This is a genomic window from Streptomyces sp. NBC_01410, from assembly GCF_045040195.1.
In the GTDB taxonomy this organism is placed as follows: Bacteria; Actinomycetota; Actinomycetes; order Streptomycetales; family Streptomycetaceae; genus Streptomyces.
Map to the genome: position 1 here is coordinate 1400086 of NZ_CP109530.1, position 17538 is coordinate 1417623.

A 17538-nucleotide genomic window follows, 5' to 3' on the forward strand; every position below is an offset into this window, starting at 1 on the left:
TTTGGAACTCCCGCCTGGCACGCACACTCGCTGCGTTGTCGGATTCATCCAAGTACGTCCAGTACGAGGATGACCCTCCGCCTTGCGATTGCACGCACCAAACGCCGCGAGCCCCGCCCTACGGGCGGACGGCGCTAGTTCTAAAACACGGCCTAGGTCTAAAACTGACGGACGTTATTGACAGGTGGGTCTCTCGTATCTAGGAGACCTGCATGACTGAACGCGAGCTTGAAAGGCGCGCCCGGCATCGGCTCTCGGTGCTGCGCCACGTCGAGGAGGTGAGCGGCAGTGTGGCCGCCACCTGCCGCTACTACGGCATCAGCCGCCAGTGCTACTACATATGGCTGCGACGCTACGAGGCCGAGGGGCTTGAGGGGCTGAAGGACCGCTCAAGCGCGCCGCACCACACGCCGCATGCCACCAAGGCAGACGTGGTGGAGAAGATCCTGTGGCTGCGGCAGCAGTATCACTTCGGGCCGGCCAAGATCGCGATGTACTTGGAGCGGTATCACGACGTCAAGGTCAGCTCGTCCGGCGTCTGGCGGATCCTGAAGAAGGTGGGACTCAACCGATTGCCGGCCTCGCAGCGCTACAAGCGCCGCTCCACCCGCTGGAAGCGCTACGAGAAGCAACGGCCCGGCCATCAGCTGCAGGTCGACGTCAAGTTCATCGAGCCCCTCGGCCAGACGGGCCGCAAGAAGCGCTACTACCAGTACACCGCTATCGACGACTGCACCCGGCTCCGGGTCCTGCGCGCCTACCCGCGCAACGACCAGAAGACCGCCATCCAGTTCATCGACCACGTGCTGGCCAAGCTGCCGTTCGCCGTCGAGCAGGTCCAGACCGACAACGGTCAGGAATTCGGCTCAGCGTTCCACTGGCACCTGCTCGACAAGGGCATCGGCCACGTCCGCATCAAGCCCCGCACGCCGCGGCTGAACGGCAAGGTCGAACGGTCCCACCGCATCGACTCCGAAGAGTTCTACCGCCTCCTGGAGGGACAGGTCATCGACGACGTCAACCTGTTCAACAGCAAGCTCCAGGAATGGGAGGACTACTACAACTACCATCGCCCCCACGGCGCACTCACCGGCCAGACACCCTACGAACGCCTCCGACAGAAAGCCCAGAACCCACTGTCATAGGCCTCCGTCAGCTGCACACCTAGGTCCTGTCCGGCCGATCTTGCCGGGCTCGCGTGCCCTGGCGCGGCACCTCTCCCCCGTAGCCCTTCGGGCACGGGAGGTACCCCCATCGCCAGACCCCGCTCACTGATCCGGCCTGATCGACCGGACAGGACCTAGCGGATCGGCATGCCCGACAGGGTGCGGGCGATCACCAGGCGCTGGATCTCGCTGGTGCCCTCGAAGATCGTGTAGATCGCGGCGTCGCGGTGCATGCGCTCCACCGGGTATTCCCGGGTGAAGCCGTTGCCGCCGAGGATCTGGATGGCCTGGGCCGTGACCTTCTTCGCGGTCTCGGAGGCGAACAGCTTCGACATCGAGCCCTCGGCCGACTCGAAGGGCTTGCCCGCCGCCGCCATCCACGAGGCGCGCCACACCATGAGCCGTGCGGCGTCGATCTGGGTGCGCATGTCGGCCAGTTGGAAGGCGATGCCCTGGTTGTCGATGATCGGGCGGCCGAACTGGCTGCGGGTCATGGCGTAGTCGAGCGCGACCTCGTACGCGGCACGGGCGGTGCCGACCGCCATCGCGCCGACCGCCGGGCGGGACGCCTCGAAGGTGGCCATCGCCGCGTTCTTCACGCGCTCGCCGCCCTTCTTCACGCTCTCGCGCGCCCGGGCCAGACGCTCGTCCAGCTTCTCCTTGCCGCCGAGCAGGCAGTGGCCGGGGACGCGGACGTCCTCCAGGACCACCTCGGCCGTGTGGCTGGCGCGGATGCCGTGCTTCTTGAACTTCTGGCCCTGCGAGAGGCCGGGTGTGCGCGGCGGGACGATGAAGGAGGCGTGGCCCTTGGAGCCGATCTCCGGGTCGACGACGGCGACGACGACATGGACGTTGGCGATGCCGCCGTTGGTGGCCCACGTCTTGGTGCCGTTGAGCACCCATTCGTCCGTGGCCTCGTCGTAGACGGCGCGGGTACGCATGGACCCGACGTCGGAGCCCGCGTCGGGCTCGGAGGAGCAGAAGGCCGCGAGCTTCAGATCGTCCACGTCGCCGTACATCTGCGGGATCCAGGTGCCGATCTGCTCCTGGGTGCCGTTGGCGAGGACACCGACGGCCGCGAGTCCCGTGCCGACGATGGACAGACCGATGCCCGCGTCACCCCAGAAGAGCTCCTCCATCGCCACGGGGACGCCGAGGCCGGTGGGGTCGAAGAACTGCTGGGCGTAGAAGTCGAGGGAGTAGATTCCGACCTTGGCCGCCTCCTGGATCACCGGCCAGGGGGTCTCCTCACGCTCGTCCCATTCCGCGGCGGCCGGGCGCATCACGTCCTTGGCGAACCCGTTCAGCCAGTCGCGGACCTGCTTCTGGTCGTCGTTGAGCTCGAACGTGAACTCGGCCATGTTCCCCTCCAGTACTGCGGTGACGCTTTACATGTTACTTGCGGTAACCAGAGTCTGTTACCGGCAAGTAGCCCCTGTCAACCGGCTACGGGCCGATCCACTGGACGGTCTGGCATGGTGTTACGTTGCGCAGGCGCCGCGCAATCCCAGGCGTCGCGCAATCGCTCGGGCGGGGAGAAACACCTATGGAGACCACACAGCAGGCGGCGGGCCAGCAGCGGACTGCCGACCAGCGGCGCCGGGAGCTGCTGGAGGCGGCCGACCGGGTGGTGCTCCGGGACGGGCCACAGGCGTCGATGAACGCCATCGCCGCGGAAGCGGGCATCACCAAGCCCATCCTGTACCGGCACTTCGGCGACAAGGGCGGCCTGTACCGGGCCCTCGCCAAGCGCCACACCGACGCGCTGCTCGACGCACTGCGAGCCGCTGTCGACGCCCCGGCCGACCGGCGCGAGCGGGTCGAGGCCACGCTCGACACGTATCTCGCGGCGATCGAGGCACGGCCGCAGGTGTACCGCTTCCTGATGCATCCGTCCGAGGACCACCAGCCCGCGGACGCGAGTCCGGACGGGGCCTTCGACGTCGGCCGCCACTCTGCGCCGCTGCTGCGCCGGCTCGGCGAGGAGCTGGCGAAGGTCATCCACGACCGGGTCGACCTCGGTCCGGGCAGCGAACAGCTGGCCCGGGTGTGGGGCCACGGCATCGTCGGCATGATGCACGCGGCCGGGGACTGGTGGCTGGGTGAACGCCCCTGCTCCCGCGCGGAGTTGGTGCGCTGCCTGGCGGACATGCTCTGGGGCCGGCTGGCGGCGGCGGCGGACCGCGCGGGGAGTCCGGGGTTCTGACGGGGCGCCTGCGGCGGGTCGTGACCCCCGTATGCGACCTTCGGCCGCATGTCCTCAAACGCCGGACGGGCTGGATGTGCGGCCCTGCCGCACACCCAGCCCCGCGTAGCAGCACCGCCTACCCCCACTTCGCCCGCCGCGCCGCCCGCAGCACCCTCGCCCGGCGCCACCCCCTCAACCGGTCCGTGTAGACCAGCCCCTCCAAGTGGTCGCACTCGTGCTGCAGGCACCGCGCGAAGAACCCGGTGCCCGCCACCCGCACCGGCTCCCCGTCCACCGTCACGCCCTCCACCACCGCGTGGTCGAAGCGCTCCGTCCCGGCTTCGAGGCCGGGCAGCGAGAGACAGCCCTCCGGTCCGCGCACGGTGACCCCGTCCGCCTCCACCAGACGCGGGTTGACGATGTGTCCGAGATGGCGGACGTCCTCGTCGTCGGGGCAGTCGTAGACGAACACCCGCAGCGGGACGCCCACCTGGTTCGCCGCGAGGCCCACGCCCTGCGCCGCGTACATCGTCGCGAACATGTCCTCGACCAGCTGCTTCAGCGCGGGCGAGAAGTCCGTGACGGGCTCACAGGGGGCGTGCAGCAGCGGATCCCCGAGCAGGCTCATGGCCTTCACGAGTCCAGAACTGCCGGGGATGGGCCGGTTTCGCATGGCCGTAAGGGTACGGTCCTCGATGACCTCCACGTTCTCCGGCGGTGCCGCCGTACGGGCGCCTGGCCGGACCTCGATAGGCTGGGCCGGACCGATGCAAGGAGGATCAAGGACGATGTCAGGCAACTCGGAGCCCCTGACGCCGCGCGCCAAGCTGGCCGTGACGGCAGGCAAGGCCGCTGCGGCGGTGTCGCGCGCCGCCGGACGCGGCAGCGGATCGGTGATCGGCGGCCGGGTCGCGCTCAAGCTCGACCCCGATCTGCTGGGGCGGCTGGCGCAGCACCTGGACGTTGTCCTCGTGTCGGCGACCAACGGCAAGACCACGACGACCCGGTTGATCGCCGAGGCACTGCGGGCCAGCGGACCGGTCGTCTCCAACGCGCTCGGCGCCAATATGCCCGCGGGCATCACCTCGGCGCTGGCCGGTGGCTCCGACGCCAAGTTCGGTGTGATCGAGGTCGACGAGAAGTACCTCGCGGGCGTGGCCCGTGATGTGACGCCCAAGGCCATCGCGCTGCTCAACCTGTCGCGCGACCAGCTGGACCGCGCGGCCGAGACCCGGATGCTGGCCGAGAAGTGGCGCGAGGGTCTGGCCGGTACGAAGGCCATGGTCATCGCCAACGCCGACGATCCGCTGATCGTGTGGGCCGCCTCCTCCTCGCCCAACGTCGTGTGGGTGGCCGCCGGCCAGGAGTGGAAGGACGACGCCTGGTCGTGCCCGTCCTGCGGCGGTGTGATGCAGCGCCCGGGCGACGACTGGTTCTGCGGCGAGTGCGGCTTCCGCCGTCCCGCCCCCAGCTGGGTGCTCAGCGGCGACCATGTCCTCGACCCGCACGGTTCGGCCTGGCCGATCCACCTCCAGCTGCCCGGCCGCGCGAACAAGGCGAACGCCGCCACCTCGGCCGCCGTCGCGGCCTGCTTCGGCGTGCCGCCGCAGGTCGCTCTGGAGCGCATGTACTCCGTGCAGGCCGTCGCCGGACGCTATGACGTCGTCTCCTTCCTCGGCCGCGATCTGCGTCTGCTGCTGGCGAAGAACCCGGCCGGCTGGCTCGAAACGTTTTCCCTGATCGACCCGCCGCCGACCCCGGTGATCCTCTCGGTCAACGCCCGCGGCGCCGACGGCACGGACACCTCCTGGCTCTGGGACGTCGACTACACCCGGCTCGCCGGTCACCCGATCTTCGTGATCGGCGACCGCCGGCTGGACCTGGCCGTACGGCTCGAAGTCGCGGGCCTGGACTTCCGGGTGTGCGAGAGCGTCGACGAGGCGGTGCAGCTCTCCCCGCCCGGGCGGATCGAGCTGATCGCCAACTACACCGCCTTCCAGGACGTGCGCCGCCGCGTCGGCAACTGACCCGCGGACCCCGAAAAGGACTTATGAGCATGAGCGACAACAGCCTGCGTCTGGTCTGGGTCTACCCCGACCTGCTCAGCACCTACGGCGACCAGGGCAACGCGCTGGTCGTCGAGCGCCGGGCCCGGCAGCGCGGCCTGGATGTGATGCGCGTCGACGTACGCAGCGACCAGCCGGTCCCCACCTCCGGCGACATCTATCTGATCGGCGGCGGCGAGGACCGGCCGCAGCGGCTCGCGGCCGAGCGGCTGCGCCGCGACGGCGGGCTGAGCCGGGCCGCGTCCAACGGCGCGATCATCTTCTCGGTCTGCGCGGGCTACCAGATCCTGGGCCACGAGTTCATCAACGACCTCGGCGAGCGCGAGGCGGGCCTGGGCCTGATCGATGTGATCTCCACGCGCGGCGAGGGCGACCGGTGCGTCGGTGACGTACTGGCGGACATCGACCCGCAGTTGGGCCTGCCGCAGCTGACCGGCTTCGAGAACCACCAGGGCATCACGCACCTCGGCCCGTCGGCCCGTCCGTTCGCGCGCACCATCCTGGGCCGCGGCAACGGCACCGGCGACGGCACCGAGGGCGCGTACAACGAGACCGTCTTCGGCACGTACATGCACGGCCCCGTGATGGCGCGCAATCCGCAGATCGCGGATCTGCTGCTCAAGCTGGCCCTCGACGTGAACGCGCTGCCGCCGACGGACGACCGGTGGTACGAGGCGCTGCGCGCCGAGCGCATCGCCTCCGCGACCCAGCCCGCCTGACAGCAGCCCGCCCGACTGCCCGCCCGAGTGTCCGACTGACAGCCCGGCTGACAGAAAGCTGACGTCCATCAGTCGGACATCCGGTTCGGCCCCGTCACCCGGCGCCGGTAGGGTGGCGGGGATCCGACCGGACGACGTGGTCCGGGACTCTGCCCACGTTGTAAAGGTATTTCGGGCTATGCGCATTGGTGTGCTCACCTCCGGCGGCGACTGCCCCGGTCTGAACGCCGTCATCCGCTCCGTCGTACACCGCGCCGTCGTCGACCACGGCGACGAGGTCATCGGCTTCCACGACGGCTGGAAGGGCCTTCTGGAGTGCGACTACCGAAAGCTCGACCTTGACGCGGTCGGCGGCATTCTCGCCCGCGGCGGCACGATTCTCGGCTCCTCCCGTGTCCAGCCCGCGCATCTGCGCGACGGTGTGGAGCGGGCCAGGGGCCATGTCGCCGAGCTCGGTCTCGACGCGATCATCCCGATCGGCGGCGAAGGCACCCTCAAGGCCGCCAACCTCCTCTCCGAGGCCGGGCTGCCGATCGTGGGCGTCCCGAAGACGATCGACAACGACATCGCGTCGACCGATGTCACCTTCGGCTTCGACACCGCCGTCGGCGTCGCCACCGAGGCCCTCGACCGGCTGAAGACCACCGCCGAGTCGCACCAGCGGGTGCTGATCGTCGAGGTCATGGGCCGCCACACCGGCTGGATCGCGCTCCACTCCGGCATGGCCGCGGGCGCGCACGCCATCGTGGTGCCCGAGCGTCCCTTCGACATCGAAGAGCTGACCCAGCGGGTCGGCGAGCGCTTCTCGGCGGGCAAGAAGTTCGCGATCGTCGTGGTGGCGGAGGGCGCCAAGCCGCGCGAGGGGTCGATGAAGTTCAACGAGGGCGGCAAGGACATCTACGGGCACGAGCGCTTCGCAGGCGTGGCCCAGCAGCTCGCCGTCGAACTGGAGCAGCGGCTCGGCAAGGAGGCCCGTGCGGTGATCCTCGGCCATGTCCAGCGCGGCGGCACCCCGACCGCGTACGACCGAGTGCTCGCCACCCGCTTCGGCTGGCATGCCGTGGAGGCCGCGCACCGCGGTGAGTTCGGCATGATGACGGCGCTGCGCGGCACCGACATCACGATGGTGCCGCTGGCCGAGGCCGTGGAGACGCTGAAGACCGTCCCGGCCGAACGTTATGCCGAGGCCGAGTGCGTGCTCTGATTCGGTAGCAAACGACTGGAACCGCCCCCGGCCGCTGCTGCGGCCGGGGGCGGTTCTAGTCTGGTCCGGACAACAAGCGCGAATCGGGAGCGAGCGGATGGATCACAGCGGGCACGGCATGACGATGGATCTGCCGCCGTTCACGCTGGGGCGGGGGCTCGAGTTCTCACCGGACCCGTTCTTTCTCGTCGGCTGTCTGCTGGCACTCGGCCTGTACGGCTGGGGCGTGCTGCGGCTGCGCAGGCGCGGGGACAGCTGGCCGGTCGGCAGGACCGTCTGCTTCACGGTCGGCGTGCTGAGCGTGGCCCTGGTGATGTGCACCAAGCTCAATGACTACGGCATGGTCATGTTCAGCGTGCACATGGTGCAGCACATGGTGATCAGCATGCTCTCCCCCATCGTGCTGCTGCTCGGGGCGCCGGTGACGCTGGCGCTGCGCGCGCTGCCGGTCGCGAGCCGTCGCGGCAGCAAGGGGCCGCGCGAGCTGCTGCTTGCCCTGCTGCACAGCCGCTACATGCGGATCGTCACGCACCCGGCCTTCACGATCCCGCTGTTCATCGCGAGCCTGTACGGGCTCTACTTCAGCCCACTCTTCGACTTCCTGATGGAGTCCAAGACCGGGCATCTGGCGATGATGGTGCACTTCCTCGCGGTGGGCCTCGTCTTCTTCTGGCCGATCATGGGCATCGACCCGGGGCCGCACCGGCCGGGCTATGTGATCCGGATGCTGGAGCTCTTCGCGGGCATGCCGTTCCACGCCTTCTTCGGCATCGCCCTGATGATGGCGACCGAGCCGATGATCAGCGCGTACAGCAATCCGCCGGCCTCGCTCGGCATCGACGCGCTCACCGACCAGAACGCGGCCGGCGGTATCGCCTGGGCCTTCAGCGAGATCCCGTCCGTGCTGGTGCTGATCGCGCTGGTCTTCCAGTGGTACGGCTCCGAACTGCGGCAGGCCAAGCGCATGGACCGGGCCGCGGACCGGGACGGCGACAAGGATCTCGCGGCGTACAACGCGTATCTCGCCTCGCTCCAGGCACGCGGACAGTAACCGGGCAGTAGCGCGAGGCCCACTTCACGGGTGACCATGAGGTCGACGGCCGCAGCCGTCGGAGGAGGGCGCGCATGTCCGGATCCACGAAGGCGATGGGAGTGCTCACCGTCGGGACCCTGGTGGTCGTGACGGCGTACACGGCGGCACTCGGAAGCAATGGCTGGCTCTGGTTCGGCTGGGTGGTGCTCGGCCTGGTGACGATCGGAGTGATCGCTTCGCGCGGCAACTGACGGGGAGCACCGGGGACGGAGCCGCTCAGAAGCGGAGGACGTCCCCGGTCGCCGCGTCGAATTCGCAGCCGTTGACGAAGGTCCTGTGCCAGGCCGTGGGGCGGCCGCCCTAGGGGCCGCGCGGGCGGACCGCGCGTACGGGCGATGCGAATCGCCCGTACGGCTCACGCGCGTGGCCCCTGCCGTCATCCGACCCCGGCGGGCGTGACGGCGCGGTCCGGCTCGCGGACCTTCGCCGGCACCGCGGACACCTCGTCCTCGGGGAACGCCAGGCTCCTCGGCAGCGGCTTGAACTCGCGGACGGGCGGCATCGAGACCGGCGCGGTACGAAGGACACGCTGCACTTCCTTGACGCGACGGCTGAACCAGATCACCTTGCCGGTGGCTGTGCCGCACGTGCCCCAGCTGTCGCTGAGCACGGCGACCGTGGCCAGTCCGCCCTTCTTGGGGGAGGAACTGGTCACCCGCGGCATCCTGCGGTCCTTGTCCGCGACGGATGCGATCAGATGCCTGCCCGTCCAGCGCAGCTCCACCACGCACGTCTTGTCGCCCTTCACATGGTGGACGACGTTGCCGACGAGTTCGTCGACCGCGCGGCATACCGGTCCAATGTGGTCCTCGAGACTCCAGTACCGAAGATGCGCTGCAAGAATGCGCCGGATCTGGGGAATCCGTTCTGTCGATGCCTGCACTTCCAAGGTGTAGCGGCAGGCGGCCGTGACGTGCATGACCGTTACTCCTCACCGCGACCTGGTCAGCTCTTCGGCTAGGGACCCCGAGTGCGAAGAGTGAGCAAGTGTCGCTTCTGGGTCACCAACAAGATTGACCTCGGGTGGCCGAGACCGCAACACATCGCCCATGCGGAGCAAGCGACAGCGGTTGGCGTGCGGTCGTCACTATTCCGGCCCCGGACGCTTACGCCCGGTAAGACCTGCACCTAGACTGACCCCCCGGCGTGCCCGATGACCTGGCACAACGCAGCCCTGAAGCCGATCCGGACCAAGTGAGGAGCACCCTCAATTGTTCTATTACGTGCTCAAATACGTCATTCTGGGGCCGCTGTTGCGGTTGCTGTTCCGGCCCAGGATCGAGGGACTCGAGCACATCCCCGAAGAGGGCGCGGCCATCGTCGCCGGCAATCACCTGTCGTTCTCGGACCACTTCCTGATGCCCGCGATCATCAAGCGGCGCATCACCTTCCTCGCGAAGGCGGAGTACTTCACCGGGCCGGGCCTGAAGGGCCGGCTGACCGCCGCCTTCTTCCACAGCGCCGGGCAGATCCCGGTCGACCGCTCCGGCAAGGAGGCGGGCCAGGCGGCGATCCGTGAGGGGCTCGGGGTGCTGAGCAAGGGCGAGCTACTGGGGATCTACCCCGAGGGCACGCGTTCGCACGACGGCAGGCTCTACAAGGGCAAGGTCGGCGTCGCCGTGATGGCGCTGCGGGCCCGGGTACCGGTCGTGCCGTGCGCCATGGTGGGCACCTTCGAGATCCAGCCGCCCGGGCAGGTCCTGCCGAAGATCAAGCGGGTCACCGTGCGGTTCGGGGAGCCGCTGGAGTTCTCCCGGTACGCGGGCATGGAGAACGAGAAGGCCGCCATCCGCGCGATCACCGACGAGATCATGTACGCGATCCTCGAACTGTCCGGCCAGGAGTACGTGGACCGCTACGCCGCCGAGGTCAAGGCGGAGCTGGAGCCGGTGAAGAAGTTCCCCCGGCGAAGAAGCTGAGAGCGGATGCGCGCTCGGCGAACCGCTCTGGGCCCGGCGTGATCCCCACGCCTAGCGTGCCTCGTATGACCACGGGAAGCGCAGTTGTGCTGGGAGCGACAGGACAGGTGGGGCGGGCCGCGGTGCGCGCCCTCGCCGCGGACGGCTGGGAGGTACGGGCGCTCTCGCGCGGCGGCGGCCGGGACGGGAGCTGGCCCGAGGGGGTGCGCGCGGTGCGCGCCGACCGGGAGGACGACGCGGCGCTGTCCGCGGCGCTCGGCGACGGCTGCGACGTGCTGGTTGACATGGTCGCCTACGGGAGCGGCCACGCACGGCAGTTGAAGGGTCTCGCGGACCGGATCGGTTCGGCGGTCGTGATCTCCAGTGGCGCGGTGTACGCGGACGACGAGGGACGCAGCTTCGACACCCAGGGCGAGCCGGGCGGCTTTCCCCGCTACCCGGTGCCGATCCCGGAGACCCAGCCCACCGTCGCGCCCGGGGAAGCGAGTTACAGCACCCGCAAGGTGGCCCTGGAGCAGGAGCTGCTGGCGGCGGGCGCGGCTCTGCCGACGACGCTGCTGCGCGCGGGCGCGATCCATGGACCGTACTGCCGCACCCCGCGTGAGCTGTACTTCGTGAAGCGGGCACTGGACGGCCGCCCGGTACGGGTGCTGGCGCACGGCGGCCGCAGCCGGTTCCATCCGGTGCATGTCGCCAATCTCGCCGAGCTGATCCGGCTCGCGGCCCGGACGCCGGGCTCGCGGGTGCTCAACGCCGGTGATCCCGAGGCGCCGACGGTCGCCGAGATCGGCGCGGCGATCGACCGGGTGCTCGGCCACCGGGGCGAGAGCGTACTGCTGGAGGGCGGCCCGCCCAGCGACTCCGTGGGCAAGACGCCCTGGACGGCCGAGCATTCGGTCGTGTACGACATGGCGGCAGCCGAACGCGAGCTGGGCTACCGGGCCGTGACGAGCTACGAAGACTCCCTGCCCGCGACCGTCGAGTGGCTCGCCGGGCAGCTGAGCGGCAGGGAATGGACGGACGCCTTCCCGAAGATGGCCGCGCAGTACGCTCCGCACGGCGACCTCTTCGGGTATGCGGACGAGGACGCGTGGCTGGAGGAACACGGCTGGGGAGCGAACTGAGCCTGCGGGCACTACGCCTTGGGCAGGTCGCTCGAATAGGGAGGGGCGGCCGGAACCGGCCGCCCCTCCCCCGTATCGGCTGTGACTACGGCTTCGGCGTGGCGTGCGGGGTGCACGTCACGTCGCTGCTGTCCAGCGTGCCGCTGACCAGGTAGGCGTCCACCCGCTGGTTGATGCACGGGTTGACCAGACCGGTCACACCGTGCGAACCGGCGTCCTTCTCGATGATCAGACGCGAGCCCTTGAGCCGCTTGTGCAGCTCGACGGCGCCCTCGAAGGGAGTGGCGGCGTCACGGGTCGACTGCACGATGAGCACCGGCGGCAGACCCTTGCCCGTCTTCACGTACAGCGGGTTCTGCTGCTTGGACGACCACGTGGCGCACGGAAGGTTCATCCAGGCGTTGGCCCACGTCATGAACGGGTAGTCCTTGTGGAGCCGGGTGTTGTCCCGGTCCCACTTCTTCCAGCTGGTCGGCCACTTGGCGTCCGCGCACTCGACGGCCGTGTAGACGGCGTTGCCGTTCTCCGAGGCGATGTTGCCCTTGGTGTCGGACAGGTCCGGCGCCGCAGCGTCGACCAGTGCCTGGGTGTCACCCGCGAGGTACTTGCTCCAGGTCTGGGTGACGGGCACCCAGGAGGAGTCGTAGTACGGAGCGCTCTGGAAGAAGCTGATGAGCTCCGCCGGTCCGACGACCCCGCCGAGGGGGCTCTTCTTGGCGGTGGCCCGCAGCTTCAGCCACTGCTGCTCGACCTTCTCGGGGGTGTCCCCGATGTGGAAGGTCGCGTCGTTCTTGGCGACCCAGGCCTTCCAGTCATTCCAGCGCATCTGGAAGGCGACGTCCTGGTCGAGGTTGGCCTCGTACCAGATCTTCTCCCGCGAGGGGTTGACGACGCTGTCGACGATCATCCGGCGCACATGGCCCGGGAAGAGCGTCGCGTAGACCGCGCCGATGTAGGTGCCGTAGGAGACGCCCAGGAAGTTGAGCTTCTTCTCACCGAGGGCGGCCCGGACGACGTCCAGGTCGCGCGCGGTGTTCGGCGTGGTCATGTGCGGCAGCATCCAGCCGCTGCGCTCGGCGCACCCGTCCGCGTACTCGGCGGCGAGCTTGCGCTGGGCGCGCTTGTCGGCCTCGCTGTCCGGGACCGGGTCGGCCTTCGGCGCCTTCACGAACTCCTGCGGGTCGACACAGGAGATGGGGGCCGAGTGGCCCACACCCCGAGGGTCGAAGCCGACGAAGTCGTACGCCTTCGACGCGTTGACCCAGAGCGGGTTCTTGTTGGTGACCCGGGTCGGGAAGCGCATGCCCGATCCGCCGGGGCCGCCCGGGTTGTAGATCAGGGCTCCCTGGCGCTCGGCCTTGGTGCCGGTGTTGCCTATTCGGTCGACGGCAATCTTGATCTGCTTGCCGTTGGGGCGTGCGTAGTCGAGCGGCACGCTCACCCATCCGCACTGGATGGGCTTGGCAAATCCCCAGTCCGCGGGGCAGTCCGCCCAGTCGATCCCCTTCTTCGCGGCCCGCTCCGCGGCGACCTGAACACCACGTGTCTCGGACCAACCGCTGTGGCTGCCGGTCGCGTTGGCTGCCGGAGCGGTGATCGCGCCCGTGATGAGGGTGCCCGCGATCAGAGTGCCGGCCGAGCCGAGCACTGCTGTGCGTCTCACGTAGAACTCCCCCTTCTGTTGTCGAGTTCTCCGGGGGATCCTTTCGTCTGTGGGGCTGCCGGGAACAGGTCGTACTGGTGTTTCTTTACCGAACCAATACCGGTAAGTAGTGTCCCGTTCAGCGGTACAGCGAAATCACCTGGTTCGCCCTACTCGGGCAGCTCCGCGCTCAGCGCTTCGTCGAGTACGGACCGGAGTTGGCGGGCGTCCGGCGCGACGGCCGTGACCAGGTAGGCAGGACCGGCAAGCGGTGTGAGCACCGCGCTCTCGCCCAACAGCCGCGGCTGGGCGGGCTTCTCATCGAACTCGGGGTCCACGACGAGGAGTTGGCCCACGGCGCGGTGTCCCCCCAGGACCGCGCCGCCGTCCCAGCCACCGGGCGCGCCGGGACCGTAGGCCACTTCCTGGTCCAGCAGCGGACGTCCGGCGCGGTGGACGGTGAGGCGGCTCGCGAGGGCGCCGGGCTCTTCGCCGTGGCGGCCGAGGATCTGCTCCTCGCGCAGCACCAGCCGTGCGCTCGCCGCCAGTTCGACGCGCGTACGCATCCGCAGATCGCTGCCGGACGCGGAGATGAGCTGCTCCGGCAGCCAGCGCAGTTCGGCGTTCTCGCCGACCGTCAACGACACGTCGTAGTGGGCCTGTTCGGGGGTGCGGCCGGGCAGGGCGATGGTCGCGGCGGCGGAGTCGACGCGGAGCCGTGCCCCGTCGGACGCCTCCGCCTCGATCGCCAGCCGGTCGCCGCCGAGCGGTGCGCTCATCGCGCCGACGACGGTGACACGGATGTAGGGACCGGCGGCGCGCGTACGGCGCAGGGCGAGCGGTCCGTCGCTTGTGAGTACCGGCAGGCCGTCGCGGGTGGCGACGACGCGGGCGGTTGCCTGGATACTCATGCGGTCCAGGCGGCCAGCCGGGCGCGCACCCAGTCGGCGACCGGGCGCACGCCGTCCTCGCCCCTCAGCGAGGTGAAGGCGACGGGGAGTTCACCGCGCTGTTCCTTGGCGTCCTGTGCCATCCGGCCGAGGTCGGAGCCGACATGGGGCGCGAGGTCGGTCTTGTTGACGACGAGCAGATCGGCGGTGGTGACACCGGGGCCTCCCTTGCGCGGGATGTCGTCGCCGCCCGCGACGTCGATGACGAAGATCTGGGCGTCGACGAGTCCCTTGGAGAAGGTCGCGGTGAGATTGTCGCCGCCGGACTCGACCAGGATCAGATCGAGCGGTCCGACGCTCTCCTCCAGGTCTTCGACGGCTTCGAGGTTGGCGGAGATGTCGTCGCGGATGGCGGTGTGCGGGCAGGCTCCGGTCTCGACTGCCTGAATGCGCTCGGGCGGCAGTACGGCGTTGCGGAGCAGGAATTCGGCGTCCTCGCGGGTGTAGATGTCGTTGGTGACGACGGCGATGGACAGCTGGTCGCGCAGGGCTCCGCAGAGCGCGGCGACGGTTGCGGTCTTGCCGGAGCCGACGGGGCCGCCGAGGCCGATGCGCAGGGCGCGCCGGGTGCCGTCGGGGCGTACGGCGTCGGCGCTGACGGCCCCCGGACCGGAGTGCGAGTGGTCGAGATGCATGGTGCGGCTCCTTGATGTCTTACGAGGCGAAGAGGCGTACGGGCCAGGCGGCGTGCGCCTCCGCCGTGATGTCGAGCAGCGGGGCGGACGCGGCGGGCAGCGCGTCGACACCCTCGCGCGCTGCGTGTGCGGCCTGTGCGGCGACTTCGTCCATGGCGGGTGCGAGGCGGGCGAGGACGGCGGTGGCCTCGAAGGGGTCAAGGCTGAGGAGGCGTACGGCTGCGGTGGCCGGTCCGCCGACCGACTCGTACACGGCGCAGTGCGCGGCATCCTCGGGGCCGAGTCCGGCGGAGCGGGCGGCGAGCCCGAGGACGATCGGCTGGTGGGTGCCGCGCGGGAACGCCGCGGCGAGCGCGTCCAGTTCGGGACTCGGCCAGGTGGAGCGGGCGGCGCGCATCATCTGGCGGCCGAGCTTGCGGGCGGTGGCCCGCAGGGCGGGTGAGGGGGTACGGGCGTCGGCGGCGGCATCGAGCGCGAGGGGGTCGAGGCCGAGGGCGGCCGCGGCGGCGAGCCCCGCCGAGGTGAGACCGGTGGTGTGCAGCCGCCCCCGGCAGAAGGCCTCCAGGTCCCGGGCATCGCGGATGCGGCCCGCCTTGACGGCCGGTTCGGCTCCGCCGGAGTGGGCGTGCCCACCGGCGGGGAACCGGCCGTCGGCGAGAACGAGCAGCGCGGCGCGGGCCGCGGGCGCTGCCGGACCGCCGATCGGACCTGGGTCCGGGACGGCGGCGCGGCCGCCGGCCGTATGCGTGGCGCCGGGCCCTCCGAAGGCCCGCACGCGGGAGTGATCGTCCATGGTCAGAACAGGAAGTAGCGCTGGGCCATGGGCAACTCCGCCGCGGGGGCCGGTTCGACCGGCTCGCCGTCGATCGTCACCGTGAAGGTGTCGGCGTCGACCTCGACACGCGGGAGCGCGTCGTTCTCCCTCATATCGGCCTTGGTGACCCGGCGCGTGCTGGTGATCGGCACGAACTTCTTGCCCAGGCCGAGGCGTTCGGGCAGATCGTCCTCGATGGCCGCCCGGGAGACGAAGTTGAACGAGTTCGCCGCGGGCGCCCTGCCGAGCGCGCCGAACATCGGCCGCGGCATGACCGGCTGGGGGGTCGGGATGGAGGCGTTCGCGTCGCCCATCTGCGCGTACGCGATCTGGCCGCCCTTGATGACCAGCTGCGGCTTGACGCCGAAGAAGGCCGGATCCCAGAGCACCAGGTCCGCGAGCTTGCCGGTCTCGACCGAGCCGATCTCGTGGTCGAGGCCCTGGGCGACGGCGGGGTTGATCGTGTATTTGGCGACATAGCGACGTGCCCGGTGGTTGTCGGCACGGCCGTCTCCGGGCAGTGCTCCCCGCCGCTTCTTCATCACATGGGCGGTCTGCCAGGTACGCATGATCACCTCGCCGACGCGCCCCATGGCCTGGGCGTCGGAGGAGATGATCGAGATGGCGCCGAGGTCGTGCAGGATGTCCTCGGCGGCGATCGTGGAGGGCCGGATCCGGGACTCGGCGAAGGCGAGGTCCTCGGGTACGGCCGGGTTGAGGTGGTGGCAGACCATCAGCATGTCGAGGTGTTCCTCGATGGTGTTGACGGTGTGCGGCCTGGTCGGGTTGGTGGAGCTGGGCAGTATGTGCGGCTCACCGACGACCGTGATGATGTCCGGTGCGTGCCCGCCGCCGGCGCCCTCGGTGTGGTACGCGTGGATGGTGCGGCCCGCGATCGCGGCGAGGGTGTCCTGGACGAAGCCCGCCTCGTTCAGGGTGTCCGTGTGGATGGCGAGCTGGGCGCCCGTGTCCTCGCACACGCTCAAGCAGGCGTCGATGACGGCGGGGGTCGCCCCCCAGTCCTCATGGATCTTGAACCCGAGCGCCCCGCCGCGCAGTTGGGAGTGCATGGCCTCGCGGGACATCGTGTTGCCCTTGCCGAGCAGGCCGATGTTCACGGGGAACGAGTCCATCGCCTCGAACATCCGGGCAAGGTGCCAGGGCCCGGGGGTGATGGTGGTGGCCTTGGTGCCCTCGGCCGGTCCCGTGCCGCCGCCGACGAGCGTGGTGACACCGGTCGCGAGGGCCTGGTCGATGATGGTCGGCGAGATGAAGTGGACGTGCGCGTCGATGGCGCCCGCGGTCACGATCCTGCCGTTGCCCGCGATGATCTCGGTCTCGGGCCCGATGACGAGATCGGGGTGCACGCTGTCCATCGTGTCGGGGTTGCCGGCCTTGCCGATGCCGGTGATGCGCCCGTCGCGGATGCCGATGTCGGCCTTGACGATGCCCCAGTGGTCGATGACGACCGCCCCTGTGATGACGGTGTCTGGTGCGCCTTCGGCCCGTGTCGTACGGGACTGGCCCATCGACTCGCGGATCACCTTGCCGCCGCCGAACACGGCCTCGTCGCCCGCGAGTCCGGGCCCGCCGGAACGGTCCTGCTCGATCTCGACGAGAAGGTCGGTGTCGGCGAGCCGGATCCGGTCGCCGGTGGTGGGGCCGAAGAGATCGGCGTAGACGGCGCGACTCAGCTCAGGCATCGAGACCGCCTCCGACCTCTCCGCGCAGGCCCGCGATGACGCGTCGGCCGGTGAAGGGAACGAGTTCGACGTCGACCGGGATGCCGGGCTCGAAGCGCACGGCGGTGCCCGCGGCAATGTTCAGCCGCAGGCCGCGCGCGGCGGCACGGTCGAATTCCAGGCCGGGGTTGGCCTCGGCGAAGTGGTAGTGGGAGCCGACCTGGACGGGCCGGTCGGCGGCGTTGACGACGGGAAGGCGGGTGACCTCACGGCCCTGGTTGAGGGACACGCGGCCCTCGGCGAGCAGGATCTCTCCGGGAATCATCGGCGGCCTTC

General features: G+C 69.8%; 18 protein-coding genes. 9 read left to right on the top strand and 9 right to left on the bottom strand.

What is annotated here, in order from left to right; genetic code table 11:
* Positions 1 to 212 precede the first annotated feature (212 nt).
* Positions 213 to 1145 (top strand): IS481 family transposase, encoded by a 933-nt coding sequence (locus OG741_RS06440; protein ID WP_405594160.1) that lies wholly within the window; start codon positions 213 to 215, stop codon positions 1143 to 1145.
* 155 nt (positions 1146 to 1300) lie between these two features.
* Here OG741_RS06440 and OG741_RS06445 read toward each other — a convergent pair whose 3' ends face one another.
* Positions 1301 to 2527: an acyl-CoA dehydrogenase family protein gene (locus OG741_RS06445; protein ID WP_405595854.1), complete on the bottom strand. Its 1227-nt coding sequence runs from the start codon at positions 2525 to 2527 to the stop codon at positions 1301 to 1303.
* Between the two features lie 185 nt (positions 2528 to 2712).
* Between OG741_RS06445 and OG741_RS06450 the strand changes: the two genes are divergently transcribed.
* A complete protein-coding gene (locus OG741_RS06450) occupies positions 2713 to 3372 on the top strand; it encodes a TetR family transcriptional regulator (protein WP_405595855.1) in 660 nt (219 codons plus the stop codon).
* Between the two features lie 118 nt (positions 3373 to 3490).
* Here the strand turns inward: OG741_RS06450 and def are convergent, their stop codons facing one another.
* The gene (gene def / locus OG741_RS06455; protein ID WP_405595856.1) at positions 3491 to 4027 is read right to left on the bottom strand and encodes a peptide deformylase; all 537 of its coding nucleotides are present in this window, start codon (positions 4025 to 4027) and stop codon (positions 3491 to 3493) included.
* Positions 4028 to 4142: 115 nt separating this feature from the next.
* Here def and OG741_RS06460 point away from each other — a divergent pair, with 115 nt between their 5' ends.
* From OG741_RS06460 to OG741_RS06480, 5 genes are all read left to right on the top strand, one after another.
* Positions 4143 to 5381: a MurT ligase domain-containing protein gene (locus tag OG741_RS06460; protein WP_266488203.1), complete on the top strand. Its 1239-nt coding sequence runs from the start codon at positions 4143 to 4145 to the stop codon at positions 5379 to 5381.
* Between the two features lie 29 nt (positions 5382 to 5410).
* The gene (locus OG741_RS06465; RefSeq protein ID WP_405595857.1) at positions 5411 to 6139 is read left to right on the top strand and encodes a type 1 glutamine amidotransferase; all 729 of its coding nucleotides are present in this window, start codon (positions 5411 to 5413) and stop codon (positions 6137 to 6139) included.
* A gap of 178 nt (positions 6140 to 6317) precedes the next feature.
* A complete protein-coding gene (locus OG741_RS06470; protein ID WP_405595858.1) occupies positions 6318 to 7343 on the top strand; it encodes a 6-phosphofructokinase in 1026 nt (341 codons plus the stop codon).
* Positions 7344 to 7440: 97 nt separating this feature from the next.
* Positions 7441 to 8394 (top strand): cytochrome c oxidase assembly protein, encoded by a 954-nt coding sequence (locus OG741_RS06475; RefSeq protein ID WP_405595859.1) that lies wholly within the window; start codon positions 7441 to 7443, stop codon positions 8392 to 8394.
* Positions 8395 to 8468: 74 nt separating this feature from the next.
* Positions 8469 to 8627 (top strand): hypothetical protein, encoded by a 159-nt coding sequence (locus OG741_RS06480; RefSeq protein WP_266488210.1) that lies wholly within the window; start codon positions 8469 to 8471, stop codon positions 8625 to 8627.
* Positions 8628 to 8812: 185 nt separating this feature from the next.
* Here the strand turns inward: OG741_RS06480 and OG741_RS06485 are convergent, their stop codons facing one another.
* Positions 8813 to 9355: an ATP-binding protein gene (locus tag OG741_RS06485; RefSeq protein ID WP_405595860.1), complete on the bottom strand. Its 543-nt coding sequence runs from the start codon at positions 9353 to 9355 to the stop codon at positions 8813 to 8815.
* A 292-nt stretch (positions 9356 to 9647) separates the two neighbouring features.
* On the opposite strand from OG741_RS06485, the gene OG741_RS06490 reads away from it, so the two are divergent.
* Together OG741_RS06490 and OG741_RS06495 are read left to right on the top strand one after the other, a co-directional pair.
* Complete coding sequence (locus tag OG741_RS06490) at positions 9648 to 10355, top strand: lysophospholipid acyltransferase family protein (RefSeq protein ID WP_405595861.1); 708 nt, start codon at positions 9648 to 9650, stop codon at positions 10353 to 10355.
* Positions 10356 to 10420: 65 nt separating this feature from the next.
* Positions 10421 to 11479, top strand: a complete 1059-nt coding sequence (locus OG741_RS06495; RefSeq protein ID WP_405595862.1) for an NAD-dependent epimerase/dehydratase family protein — start codon at positions 10421 to 10423, stop codon at positions 11477 to 11479.
* 85 nt (positions 11480 to 11564) lie between these two features.
* On the opposite strand, the gene OG741_RS06500 is transcribed toward OG741_RS06495, so the two are convergent.
* From OG741_RS06500 to OG741_RS06525, 6 genes are all read right to left on the bottom strand, one after another.
* Positions 11565 to 13142 carry an alpha/beta hydrolase gene (locus OG741_RS06500; RefSeq protein WP_405595863.1) on the bottom strand — a complete coding sequence of 526 codons (1578 nt, stop codon included), beginning with the start codon at positions 13140 to 13142 and terminating at the stop codon, positions 11565 to 11567.
* A 149-nt stretch (positions 13143 to 13291) separates the two neighbouring features.
* On the bottom strand, positions 13292 to 14032 hold the full coding sequence (locus OG741_RS06505; protein WP_405595864.1) for an urease accessory protein UreD: 741 nt from the start codon (positions 14030 to 14032) through the stop codon (positions 13292 to 13294).
* Positions 14029 to 14706: an urease accessory protein UreG gene (gene ureG / locus OG741_RS06510; protein ID WP_405595865.1), complete on the bottom strand. Its 678-nt coding sequence runs from the start codon at positions 14704 to 14706 to the stop codon at positions 14029 to 14031. Before ureG ends, OG741_RS06505 begins: the two co-directional genes overlap by 4 nt.
* 19 nt (positions 14707 to 14725) lie before the next feature.
* A complete protein-coding gene (locus tag OG741_RS06515) occupies positions 14726 to 15499 on the bottom strand; it encodes an urease accessory protein UreF (protein WP_405595866.1) in 774 nt (257 codons plus the stop codon).
* 2 nt (positions 15500 to 15501) lie between these two features.
* The gene (locus OG741_RS06520) at positions 15502 to 17223 is read right to left on the bottom strand and encodes an urease subunit alpha (RefSeq protein WP_405595867.1); all 1722 of its coding nucleotides are present in this window, start codon (positions 17221 to 17223) and stop codon (positions 15502 to 15504) included.
* On the bottom strand, positions 17216 to 17527 hold the full coding sequence (locus OG741_RS06525) for an urease subunit beta (protein WP_405595868.1): 312 nt from the start codon (positions 17525 to 17527) through the stop codon (positions 17216 to 17218). Before OG741_RS06525 ends, OG741_RS06520 begins: the two co-directional genes overlap by 8 nt.
* Between the last annotated feature and the right edge of the window lie 11 nt (positions 17528 to 17538).